The sequence below is a fragment of the Gaiella sp. genome (genome assembly GCF_057140465.1).
On sequence record NZ_DBNHWK010000058.1, the window covers coordinates 1 to 11,542 of the forward strand.

Consider the following 11,542-nt stretch of genomic DNA (forward strand, 5'->3'; position numbering starts at 1 on the left):
GCGACGGCGTGGATGTGGCCCGCGTCCGCCGCAGATCCCGACGCCTGACCGACTCCGCCGAGGACGGCCACGAGGAGCGCGAGCACGAACATCGACGCGGCTCGCCTCGAGCGAAACGGGAGTCGGCAAGAAGTCAATCCGGGCGACGACGATAGCAGCGGGCCACGCGGGGACACGGGAGGGCCGATCCCTCGTCACCCCGCGCCTCCCTGGCGCTATGTACGCTCGCCCGATGACAGGGCCGAGCTCCTCCTCGCACATCGAGCTCGTCGAGCGCTTCGTGCAGGCGCTCGACGACGGCGACGACGATGCGGCTGCCGCACTCCTCGCGGAGGACGCCGAGCTCGTGTATCCCGGCGAGACGGTCCGCGGACGTGAAGCGTGGAGACAGGGCCGCGCGTCGCAGGAGCGCTCGACGCAGCTCGCCGAGCGCGTCGAGGACGTGTCGCTCGCCGAGTCGGACGCCGTGGTCGAGATGACGGCCCGCCTCGTGCAGCGATGGACGGAGACGGGCGAGATCGCGCACGAGCACCCGATCCGAGTGCGCTTCGCGTTCGCCGACGGGGCGATCGAGCGGCTGGAGTTCCTCCCCGGGCCCTAGCGCTGCCCCGGACGGGGCCCCCGTCGCTCACTCCGGCTCGCGGGGGTGCCTACGCGACGCGGAAGTCGTAGCGGGACGCGATCGCACCGATCTCCTCGGGAGCGGTCGTGCCCGCGGCGAGGACGGACGCGAGGTCGCGCATGTAGTGCTCCCACCCTGCGGGGGTGTTGAAGTTGAGAATCCTCACCGGCCGCTCGCTCTGGTTGCTGAACGTGTGCACCGTCCCCGGCGGCACGCAGACGAACGAGCCCTCGGCGAGATCCAGGTGCTCGGTGTCGAGCACCATCGTGAGCGTGCCCTCGAGGACGTAGAACATGTCGTGGAGGGCTTCGTGCACGTGCGGCGGCGGTCCGGGGAAGCCGGGTGAGAGCACGGCTTCACCGAGATAGAAGGAGCCGCCGGTGTCCTCGCCGGTCGCCTTGATCGTGACCGACGACGACCCGCCGACGTGCTCGCCCTCCCCCGGTAGGTGCACCACAGCGCCCATCCTCGGGGCGACTGTAACGCGCCGGTGCGCGCCCGGTGGGACGAGCGACTCCCGAGGACGCCCGACGACGTCGAGGCCGACGATCTCGCGGCCGCTCACGTGCAGTGATCGCGACGGCCTCCGCCGACCGGCCCCATCGACGTCAACCCATGGGGTGGAAGCGCCCGGGAGCTGACGGCGACGTCCGCGAACCGGGCTCTCCGGTCGATGCGACCCGCGTCGACGTCAACGAGTGGACAGGCACAGCGAGCGGCACGGCGAAGACCGAGGCCCGGCAGCGGCCGCATCGACGGCCGGCCGCCAGGCTGCCCGCAGCGGAGCCCTAGCCTGGGCTGCGCGCCGCGTCCGCGCTCATGATCCAACGAGGCCGAGCTGCTTCGCGATACTCGCGGAGTCGTAGTAGTCGCGCCCTTCGACGACCTTGCCGTCCTTGACCTTCATGACGCTGCAGTAGCGCACTTCCATCGCGCGGCCGGTTGGCGGAAACTCTCCGAGGCTGGACTGCAGGGTGCCTGTTTGCGTGCCCCTGTTGACGAACTCGACGACCGCCCACTCCCCCGCAACGATCACGTTCGTGATCTTCACCTCTCCGTCGGGGAAGGCGTCTCGCCAGCGGCGATAGTCCTGCTTGTACGCCTCAGGGCCACGCAAGACCTCGCCTCGCGCGACATCCTCGAAATGGCAGTCCTCGGCGATGACAGCCGCACCTCGATCGGGGTCCCGCAGGTCCCACGACTCATGGAAGGTTCGGACGATCCTTTCGATCTCCGTCACGGCTCCTCCGTTCGGGCCAGGGGTCAGAGCGAGAACCGACCCTACGGCTGCGCCGTCGAGGACGTCAACAGCAGCCCCGTATTGCCGCCGCCGGGATCCGTAGCGGTCCGTCGCGCTTCGTCCTCCACGAGGCACGGCGTCTGCGCAAACGGTGAACGGGGTGTCACGGTAGCCACGCCCGACCGCTGATCGGTGACGCCCCCGATGCGGCGTCGTGCCTCGTACGGAAGACTCGTCCCGGAAGGGGTGATCGTCCTGGTGCGCGCTCGTCGCGTCGTGATCGTGGGCCTGTGGGCTCTCGTCCTCGCTGTGGTTGGCACGCCCACGGTTGTCGTTCTCAGGCGAGGACGTGAGGTGCGCCTGCTCCGCGCGAGATCGACGCGTCCGACCCGGATGCGCCGCAGGCGTGCACGGGCACCGAGCGAGCACGGCGTCCACCCGGGCGTCAGGGCGCTCCTCCCTCGGTGGGTCGACTGATCCGATCGACGGCCCTCGTCGTACGTCTAAGTAATGTCTAAAGTGAACGACACAAGGAGAGGAGGGCTCATGTCCCGAGCCATTTCCCTACGCCTTGCCGTCGCTGCACTCATCATCGCGGTCCTGGCTGCCGTGGCGACGAGCTCGGTGGCGACCGGCAACGCCCGTGCCGCGACGAACGCGTCCGCGGCGAACCTGCCCGAGACGCTCGTGGCGGACGGCAACTTCAAGACCCTCGTCGCGCTGCTCCAGGCCACCGGCCTCGACGCGGTGCTCGCGTCCGGCGGCCCGTTCACGGTGTTCGCGCCGAACGACGCCGCATTCGCGAAGGTGCCGGCGGAGACGCTGGCGTTCCTCGCCGCGAACCCCGACGCGCTGACCTCGGTGCTCCTGTACCACGTCGTCCCGGGGGCCGTCCCGTCGAGCGTCGCCACCACGCTCAGCTCGGCCGGCACGGTGAACGGCGCGAAGATCGGCCTGTCCGTCGTCGGCGGCTCCCTCTACGTCAACAACGCGAAGGTCGTGGCGGCCGACGTCACGGCCGACAACGGCGTCGCCCACGTCATCGACACCGTGCTGATCCCACCGTCGGCCACGCTGGTCGGGCAGCCGAACGTCGGCTACTGCGCCGTCCCCGGCAACACCACGCCGTCGGGCGAGCCCATCGCGGCCGGCATGTTCCTGAACCTCGGGCTCGGCCAGCCGGGGTGGGACTATCACTACGCAGGCGCGATCCCGGCCGTGTTCGTCGAGGGCAAGGGCATCACGTGCAACGTCCCCGCCGGCGCGGCCGAGGGAACCGCCCCGGAGAACCTCGGCGTCCCCGGCGGCTTCTACCCCTACTACCCGACGAAGTAGTCGGCCCGACGGCGAGCCCCCTGTGGACGCTCGCCGACGACGGGGCGCCCGGCCCGAGGCCGGGCGCCCCCGGCTTCCCGCACACGCCCGTCGGCCGTAGAGCTCGACCGACGACGACGGCGCACGGGCAGAGGAGGCGCGTCGTCGCCTTCCCCTTCATGCGTCTGCGGCCTCCGTGGCGCTCCCCGTTGCGCATCGACGATCGCGAACTCCGCGACGGCTGCTTCTCCGGGAGCACGGCATCACGGGCTCGCTCCGCGAGACGTGACCCCTCGTCCTCGACGGACGCAGCGTCCACTGCGAGCCGAGCGAACAGTGGGCCGCCGCCCGACTCCGCCGAACCCCCGGGGCGCCCGGTCCGCGCTCGACACACGCGATCGTCACGCCCATCCCATCCAGGAAGCCGCCGGTACGGGCCCGGCAAACCGAATGCCCTCGGTGTCGAGCTCAGACGATGTCCCTGCTCGGCCCGTCGGCCGGGAGGGTCAGCCGATGCGGTAGACGATGCGGCCGCGGTCGAGATCGTAGGGTGAGACCTCGATCCGCACGCGATCCCCGAGCATCATCCGGATCCGGAAACGCTTCATCCGTCCGGCCGTGTACCCGATCATCTCGTGGCCGTTCTCCAGGCGGATCCTGAACATCCGGTTGCGGAGGGACTCGATGATCTCTCCCTCCATCTCGATCTTCTCTTCTTTCTCGGGCACCAGTTCTCCCTTCGTCGTGCATGTCGTCCGGGGTGTCGGGCCCGTGACCAGAGGCGGTCACGGGCCCGGCAGTACCCCAGTTAGACGACCGTGGCGACGTTGATCGCCTCGGGCCCCTTGGCGCCCTCGCGCTCCTCGAACTGCACGCGCGCACCCTCGGTCAGCGACTTGAAGCCCTGACCCTCGATATTGGAGTGATGCACGAAGAGATCCTTCGATCCCTCGTCCGGGGTGATGAACCCGTACCCCTTCGCATCGTTGAACCACTTGACGGTTCCGCTGGCCATAGAAAACACCTCCCTCAAACAATCACGAACGCGTTAGGAAGGCGCATGGCGCGAACCGGACTCGCTCTCGATAACGAGCCCAACGATAGCAGCCACTCGTGGGGATGTTCCGGCGACCATCCACACCGGCGTCGGCGAGACGATCCCGATCGACAACCGCGGGACGACCGCGGCGACTTCCTCGGCTACGCGGGCACGCCTGACCCGCCGGCGGCGACCGCGGCAACACGACCGAGCCAGGGCGCCGCCTCGAGCCCCGCGAAGACGTCCCGCGCCTCGGCCAGCAGCGGCTCGGCGTCGGTGGACCGGCCCTGCGCGACGAGCAGCTCTCCGTGCTCGAGGAGCGTCACGGCGAGGTAGAACGGTGTCTCGAGCTCACGGAACAACCGCTCGGCGCGGCGGAAGTCGGCGTCCGCGTCGCCCACCGCCAGACGGCCGCGGAACCTCGCCTGCTGCGCCCTGAGGAGCGGCGTCAAGTGGCCGCGAGGGACATCGTCGAGGAGCGCGAGACGGTCGCGCGCCGCATCGGCGTCGCCGAGCGCGGCGGCGCCCTCGAGCACCTCCGTCAGCGCGAGCTTGCTGATGATCGCGGTGATGCCGATCCGCTCGCAGAGCGCGAACGCGCGATCGGCGAGCGCGAGCGCCTCTTCGGCTCGCCCTTCCGCCCGCAGCAGCCCCGCCTCGAACGTCATGTACACCGACACCGTCTGCAGGTCGTCCGACTCCTCGAGCGCCGCCAGGCCGGCGAGGAACTGCCGCGCCTGCTCGAGCTCCCCCCGCTCGCAGTGGATGGCGGCGGCAGGGATGGTGAGCGCCTTCGTCCACGCGTCCGTCGCGCGCTCGGTGCTCTCGCCGGCATGCGCCAGCGCCTCGCTCCAACGGCCGAGCAGCATGAGGCTCGTGACCGGAGCGGCGAGGGCGATCGTCTCGCCCAAGCGGTCGCCGAGCCGGCGGGCGTACTCGAGACGCCGGTCGGACACGGCGACCGCCTCTGCGAAGAGGTCGCCGTGCTCGAGTGCGTCGGCCAGGTTGTTGAAGGCGCGACCGGCGGATCGATGGAGGTTCCTATCGAGCGTCAGCGCGAGCGCGCCCTCGAACAGGAGCCGCGCCTCGTACTGCCGCCCGCGTGCGTTGAGGAGCATCGCCTTCGTGTTCAGTGCGCCGGCGAGCGTGCCCGGGAGGTCGAGCGCGGCCGCGAGCTCGAGCGCGCGCTCGACGAGCTCGAACGCTCGCTCGTGCTCGCCGCCGAGCGCGAGGAACCGGCCGAGCTCCGCGGCGACCGCAGCCAGATCGGCGCCGCCCGCACCCTCGTCGTCTGCCCGAAGTGCCGCATAGGCCTGCTCCAGCCGCGCAACCGCGTCCTGCACGTGCCCCTCGTGGAAGTCGAGGTTCGCGAGCCGCTCGCCGGCCCTCGCCGCCGCGGCCATGTCACCGACCTCCACGAACGTCTCGTACGAGCGGTCGAGGAGCTCGCGCGCCTTCACGGGCTCGTGCGCCCCCCAGGCGAGCGCACCGGCTTCCAGCGTGAGCTCCGCCCGCCGCGCCGGATCGTCGGTGAGGTCGGCGGCCTGTTCGAAGTAGCGGCACGCCTCCGCGGCCGCGGCGAGCGATCGTGCGTGCTCGCCGGCCGAAACGAAGGCGTCGCGGGCCCGGGTCTTGAGCTCGCCCGCGTCGGGTGCGTCGAGGGCCGCCTCGTGGGCGGCGAGCAGGTGCGCGGCGACCACCTCGGCGACCTCACCCTCCCCGTGCGTCACCGTGAGCTGGTCGGCGGCGGCGAGGTGACGTGCCTTGCGCTGGCCCTTGGCCAGCGTCTCGTAGGCGACCTTGCGCACGATGTCCTGCAGGAACCCGTACTGGCCGTGCTCGGGGGAGCGTGGGTCGGCTTGCAGCCCCAGCACCTCCTTGCGGACGAGCGACGCGAGGAGTGGCTCGAGGTCGGTCTCCGCCAGCCCGGAGAGCCCGGCGAGCGCCGGTAGCGTGAACGTCTTCCCGAGCACGGCGCCGTCCTGGAGCAGTAGCCGCTCCTGCTCGCTGAGCGCGTCGAGGCGGGCGGCGATCAGGGCGTGGAGCGTCTCCGGGACGTCGAGCGCCCCGACCTCGCCGGTCACCTCGTAGGCGGAGCCGTCCTCCACGAGCACGCCGCGATCGAGGAGCATGCGCACGGTCTCGACGGCGTACAGCGGCACTCCCTCGGCGCGCGCGAGGATCTGTTCCCGCACCGGCTCCGGCAGGCCGGGGACGAGGCCCTCGAGCAGCGCCCGCATCGCGTCGTCGGGGAGCGGCTCGAGGTAGACGGAGGTGAACTGCCGCTGGCCTGCGCCCCAGGTCGGCCGCCGTTCGAGCAGCTCGGGCCTCGCGAGGGTGACGACGAAGAGGGCGTGGCCGCGCGACCACTCGAGCAGGTACTCGATGAAGTCGAGCAGGCTCGTGTCTGCCCACTGCAGGTCTTCGAAGAGCAGCACCACGGGATCGGACTCGGCGAGGCGCTCGAAGAAGAGCCGCCACGCCGCGAACAGCTCCGCCTTGTCACTCGTCTCGGAGTCGCCGAGCCCGAGCAGCTGTGCGAGGCGCGGCTCGACGAAGCGCCGCTCGTCCTCGTCGAGGAGGTGCTCGTCGAGAGCCGCCCGCAGCTTCGCGACCGCCGCATCGGCTCTCTCGTCCTCTGCGATCCGGCACCGCATCCGCACCATGTCGGCGAGCGCCCAGTAGGTGACCCCCTCGCCGTAGGCGAGACAGCGTCCGCGGTGCCACCACACCTCGCCGACGATCCCGTCGAAGTACTTGTAGAACTCCCAGCCGAGCCTGGACTTGCCGATCCCGGCGATGCCGGTCACGGAGACGAGCGCCGCCCGGCGTTCGTCCGCGCACGCGTGGAACAGATCCTTGATCTGGCGGAGCTCGCGGTCGCGGCCGACGAACGGCGCCTCCAGCCCCTCGGAGCGGAGCCCGCCCCGCACGCCCGAGACGACGCGGAGCGCCCGCCACAGCTGCGCGGCCTGCTCCTTGCCCTTGAGCGGGTGCACACCGGCGTCCGCATAGGCGATCGCACGCTCGCTCGCGCGGCGGGTCGGGTCTCCGACGAGGACGGAGCCGGGCTCGGCGACGGACTGGATCCGCGCGGCCGTGTTCACGAGGTCGCCCGCGACCATCCCCTCGCCCTCCGCGCCGATCGTCACCGCGGCCTCGCCCGTGAGCACGCCGACACGGGCCCGCAGGTCCTCGGCCCCCAGCTCGTCACCGAGGGCGGACACGGCGGCGACGAGGTCGAGCGCGGCCCGGACGGCGCGCTCCGCGTCGTCCTCGGTCGCGATCGGTGTCCCCCAGACCGCCATCACCGCGTCGCCGATGAACTTCTCCACCGTTCCCCCGTAGAGCTCGATCAACCGCCGGCAGGCGTCGAAGTACCGCGAGAGGAGCTCGCGTACCTGCTCGGCGTCGCGGCTCTCCGAGAGCGTGGTGAAGCCGACGAGGTCGGCGAAGAGGACGGACACGAGCCGCCGCTCCACCCCAGGCTCGACGCGCGCCGGCGCCGGCTCCTCCCGCGCGGTCGGGGCTCCGGCGAGCTGCGCCCCGCACTCGCCGCAGAACTTCTGGCCGGGCGGGTTCTCGGACTGGCAGGCGTGGCAGACGGCGACGAGGGGGCCGCCGCACTCGCCGCAGAACTTCTGGCCGGCCGGGCTCTCGGTGTCGCAACGAGGGCAGGTCACGACGCGAGGGTAGCCGAGCAACGGCTCCAGATCGATCCCGGCCGACACTGCTCGAGGCGTCCGTGATGACGACGTTCGCGCGTCTGAGACCGTGCGGTGAGGCTGAGCGGCGACGCCGTCACGGCACCGTGCAAGAGACGCCGGGCTTCGTCCGGGGGCGAGCCGGCGCCTCGGTCACCCCAGATGATGCCGCGGCACGACGTCTGACCGACGGATTCCGCCGGGACACCGGGGCTCGCCCCCGCTCGGGCGTCGTCGACGCCGCCGGGTGGGGAGGGACGTGACGACATCGCTCATCAGGCCGCTCGTGCTCGCGCTCCGATGATCCGGCGATGCGACACCGGCTGTCCTCGAAGGGTGCGCTGATCCAGTTCCTCCGGAGGTTCGTACAACTAATGTCGAAAGAAACAGAAGGAGCTGACCATGAAACGCATTCTCATCGGCCTCGCGCTCTCGATCGTTCTCGTGCTGGTCGTCGCGGCCTGCGGCGGCGACGACGACTCGTCCGACGAGGCGAGCGTCGACATCGTCGACACGGCGGTCGCCGCCGGGGAGTTCACCACGCTCGCCTCGCTGCTCGAGAGCGCAGGGCTCGTCGACACGCTGAAGGGCGACGGCCCGTTCACGGTCTTCGCGCCCACCGACGACGCGTTCGCCGCCCTGCCCGCGGAGACGCTCGAGAGCCTGCAGCAGCCGGAGAACGCCGACCAGCTGGAGGCGATCCTGCTCTATCACGTCGCCGAAGGTGACGTCGCCTCTTCGGATCTCTCCGACGGGCAGGAAGTGACGACGGTGCAGGGCGACTCGCTCACGATCGGCGTCTCCGACGAGGGCGTCACCGTCAACGACGCCAACGTCGTCCAGGCCGACGTCGAGGCCTCGAACGGAGTCATCCACATCATCGACGCGGTCCTCATTCCGCCGTCGTGATCGTGGCGCGGCCGTCGCGTGCCCTCCTGCGGCGCGCCGCCCCGCCCCGATGGCCGGCTTCACTCGGCCATCGGGGCATCCCTCACGCCCATGTCGCACAGGGACGAGGGCCGTCCTGCGGCCCTCGTCCCTGTGCGGATGACACGGCGAGCCGGATCAGGCTGGTGCGCCTTCCCGATCGCGACCGATCTTTGCGACGGTCTGCTTCCACTCGACGGTCGGGCTGAAGAAGACGATCTCTGTCCCGGCCTCGCTCATCACCGAATGGCCGGGCGGGACGTAGAAGGCTTCGCCCTCGCCGATCACCTCGTCCCGGTCGCCGAACCTGTAGGTCAGCTTGCCGCTGACGACGTAGCCCCAGTGCGGCGATTGGCAGAGGTCGTCGGGCAGCCCTTTCAGTCGGGGCGTCATGTCCACCGTCTCGGTGAACGTCTCGAATCCGACCGTGTATCCGCCCTCGAAGTGCTCGTAGTGCCCTTCGAACCCGGCTCCATCAACCGACTCGGATGCCGTCTCCCTCGATGCTCTGGGCATGGTCGATGCTCCTTTCTCCGACACCACGACGACTCATCGGGCACGGGTGGGCGCGCTCAGCGATCCGTGCGGGACGTCTCCTCCGGCTACCGGGCACCCGCGCCTCCACCACCGCCATCTGACACGTCGCCGCCGACCGGCCGGACGACGCGTGCTGGACACCACTTCCTCTACAAGTACCTGCTCACGATTGCATCCGTATTTCTCCCGGATCCGCCCGCCGGCGGCATCGTGACCGCACGTGTGGAGCGTGTGCTGGGGGCACCGGGAGAGTCTCCGCGCGGCGCTCTGAAGCGCGACCGTCCGTCCCGGTGACGACACCGCCTCGCACCCGACACCGTCCCCGCGATCCGCGGCGCGTGACGTCCAGCCGCCACGATCGTTCGCCCCTGCGCGGAGAACGCCCTCGGGCGCAACGGACGCCGGCTCTCGATGATTCCGCGGCCACCGCCTGCAAACGGCAGCTCCTCGACGTCGGGGGCGCAGCGTCGTGTCGACGGGCCCCGCGAACCGCTCACCCGTGCCGGCCGGGGGCCCGGTCGCACCGTCGCCTGGTGCGTCGCACCCGAGCGGTCACCCGGTCGGGCGCGGCGAGCTCGATCGCACGAAGGCGCAGCTCGCGCGAGACTCTCGTGTCCTCCGACGCCTGCACCTCGCTGCCGAGACGACCGTCGCACCTAGGCTGGCAGTGATGCCCAGCGACGACCACGTGCTCGTGTGAGCACCGGGAGCCGATGCACCTGAGACTTCGAGACCTCGGGACGATCCTGCGGCGGGCGCTCGTGGACGCGCGGGAGGACGGCCTCCCGCTGACGGCGCAGGCGCTCGCCTACTCGCTCTTCCTCGCGATCCCGGCGACCATGCTCGTGGTCCTCGGTGTGTTCTCGCTCGTCGCGGATCCGGACGCGATCTCGCGCCTCGTCGATCGCGCCGAGACGGTGATCCCGAGCGAGGCCGCGACGCTGCTCGACGAGAGCCTGCAGCGGTCTGCGCGGTCGACGGGAGGGAGCATCGCGATGACCGTCGTCGGCTTCCTGCTCGCGATCTGGGCCACGACCTCGGCGGCGACCTCGCTCACGACCGGGCTCACCAAGGCCTACGACCGGCACGACGAACGCAGCTTCCTGCGCAAGCGACTCGTCGCACTCGCGATCGTCGGCTGTCTCCTCCTCTCGGCCCTGCTCGTGGTCGGGCTGCTCGTGCTCGGGCCGCACGTCGAGCGCTGGGTCGGTCGGGCGACCGGCGCCGAGGCCGTGACCGCGTGGGCATGGTGGACGGCCCAGTGGCCGATCCTGCTGCTCGGGCTGTTCGCGGCGTTCGTGGCCGTGCTCGTGCTCGGTCCCGATGTCGAGCACGACCGCTGGCAGGTCGTCGTCCCCGGCGCCGTCGTCGCCGTGCTCGTGTGGCTCGCAGCCTCGGCGGGCTTCGCCCTCTACACGGCGAACTTCGCGAGCTACAACAAGAGCTGGGGGACGCTCTCCGCCGTCGTGATCACGCTCGTGTGGTTGTGGCTCTCCGGCGCGGCGCTGCTCTTCGGCGCCGAGGTGAACGCCGAGGCGGCCAAGCTCACCGCCGAGCGCGAACGTGCGCGGCACACCGCCGAACCCACGGGCTCCTCGGGCGCCTGAGCGCCTCGCAGCCTCGATCGTCGACGTCGCCTGACACGGTCCCTGCCGGGCCCGGTGGCCGCGTGCGTCACATGGCGGCGTGAGGACGGTCGGGTGAGGCCACCGAGGCGCCCGCCGGAGACCTCGTGGTGCCGGGAGTGCCGCTGCGGCCGCCTCCCCCTCGATCGTGCCCGCGCCTCAGCTCGGGTCGGGACGGACGACGACGGTGTCCGCGATCCGGAGGATCTCGGTGATCGGCAGGTCGGCGCGCTCGGCGTGCGTGCGGATCGCCTCCTCGCTCGAGGCCTCGTAGATGCAGACCGTTCCCAGCTTCCCGCTCTCCTCCCCGAGCACGTACGAGCGGATCCAGCGAATGTCGTCGGACATCTGGTTGTCGCCCACGTCGGACGATCGGGCGGCGGCTCTCTCGAGATCGCCCCCGTCCACCCAGCCGTCGCGGCGGATGATCGCGTACATGTCCATCCTGGTCTCCTCTCGTTCGTGGTGGGCGCCGACGTCGCTCTCCGGTCACGTCGACTCGGGTCGCTGACATCGTCCGTGAGGCACCACGTG

General features: G+C 70.9%; 11 protein-coding genes. 4 read left to right on the forward strand and 7 right to left on the reverse strand.

What is annotated here, in order from left to right; genetic code table 11:
* Nucleotides 1–232: 232 nt before the first annotated feature.
* Nucleotides 233–601, forward strand: a complete 369-nt coding sequence (locus AC162C_RS08135) for a nuclear transport factor 2 family protein (protein WP_484097112.1) — start codon at nucleotides 233–235, stop codon at nucleotides 599–601.
* Nucleotides 602–650: 49 nt separating this feature from the next.
* Here AC162C_RS08135 and AC162C_RS08140 read toward each other — a convergent pair whose 3' ends face one another.
* Both AC162C_RS08140 and AC162C_RS08145 read right to left on the reverse strand, forming a co-directional pair.
* Nucleotides 651–1,079: a cupin domain-containing protein gene (locus AC162C_RS08140; protein ID WP_484097113.1), complete on the reverse strand. Its 429-nt coding sequence runs from the start codon at nucleotides 1,077–1,079 to the stop codon at nucleotides 651–653.
* Nucleotides 1,080–1,439: 360 nt separating this feature from the next.
* Nucleotides 1,440–1,862 (reverse strand): ester cyclase, encoded by a 423-nt coding sequence (locus AC162C_RS08145; RefSeq protein ID WP_484097114.1) that lies wholly within the window; start codon nucleotides 1,860–1,862, stop codon nucleotides 1,440–1,442.
* 624 nt (nucleotides 1,863–2,486) lie between these two features.
* Between AC162C_RS08145 and AC162C_RS08150 the strand changes: the two genes are divergently transcribed.
* On the forward strand, nucleotides 2,487–3,197 hold the full coding sequence (locus AC162C_RS08150; RefSeq protein ID WP_484097115.1) for a fasciclin domain-containing protein: 711 nt from the start codon (nucleotides 2,487–2,489) through the stop codon (nucleotides 3,195–3,197).
* 485 nt (nucleotides 3,198–3,682) lie between these two features.
* On the opposite strand, the gene infA is transcribed toward AC162C_RS08150, so the two are convergent.
* The 3 genes from infA to AC162C_RS08165 all read right to left on the reverse strand — a co-directional run bounded on the left by infA (nucleotide 3,683) and on the right by AC162C_RS08165 (nucleotide 7,898).
* Nucleotides 3,683–3,904 carry a translation initiation factor IF-1 gene (infA, locus tag AC162C_RS08155; RefSeq protein WP_462974834.1) on the reverse strand — a complete coding sequence of 74 codons (222 nt, stop codon included), beginning with the start codon at nucleotides 3,902–3,904 and terminating at the stop codon, nucleotides 3,683–3,685.
* A gap of 80 nt (nucleotides 3,905–3,984) precedes the next feature.
* Complete coding sequence (locus AC162C_RS08160) at nucleotides 3,985–4,191, reverse strand: cold-shock protein (protein WP_462974833.1); 207 nt, start codon at nucleotides 4,189–4,191, stop codon at nucleotides 3,985–3,987.
* Between the two features lie 185 nt (nucleotides 4,192–4,376).
* Nucleotides 4,377–7,898 (reverse strand): AAA family ATPase, encoded by a 3,522-nt coding sequence (locus AC162C_RS08165; protein ID WP_484097116.1) that lies wholly within the window; start codon nucleotides 7,896–7,898, stop codon nucleotides 4,377–4,379.
* A 423-nt stretch (nucleotides 7,899–8,321) separates the two neighbouring features.
* Here AC162C_RS08165 and AC162C_RS08170 point away from each other — a divergent pair, with 423 nt between their 5' ends.
* On the forward strand, nucleotides 8,322–8,828 hold the full coding sequence (locus AC162C_RS08170; protein WP_484097117.1) for a fasciclin domain-containing protein: 507 nt from the start codon (nucleotides 8,322–8,324) through the stop codon (nucleotides 8,826–8,828).
* A 156-nt stretch (nucleotides 8,829–8,984) separates the two neighbouring features.
* Here AC162C_RS08170 and AC162C_RS08175 read toward each other — a convergent pair whose 3' ends face one another.
* Entirely contained in the window at nucleotides 8,985–9,389 is a 405-nt protein-coding gene (locus AC162C_RS08175; protein ID WP_484097118.1) for a cupin domain-containing protein, read from the reverse strand.
* Between the two features lie 707 nt (nucleotides 9,390–10,096).
* Here AC162C_RS08175 and AC162C_RS08180 point away from each other — a divergent pair.
* A complete protein-coding gene (locus tag AC162C_RS08180; protein ID WP_484097119.1) occupies nucleotides 10,097–10,990 on the forward strand; it encodes a YihY/virulence factor BrkB family protein in 894 nt (297 codons plus the stop codon).
* 177 nt (nucleotides 10,991–11,167) lie between these two features.
* Here AC162C_RS08180 and AC162C_RS08185 read toward each other — a convergent pair whose 3' ends face one another.
* Nucleotides 11,168–11,452: a DUF4242 domain-containing protein gene (locus AC162C_RS08185; protein WP_484097120.1), complete on the reverse strand. Its 285-nt coding sequence runs from the start codon at nucleotides 11,450–11,452 to the stop codon at nucleotides 11,168–11,170.
* Between the last annotated feature and the right edge of the window lie 90 nt (nucleotides 11,453–11,542).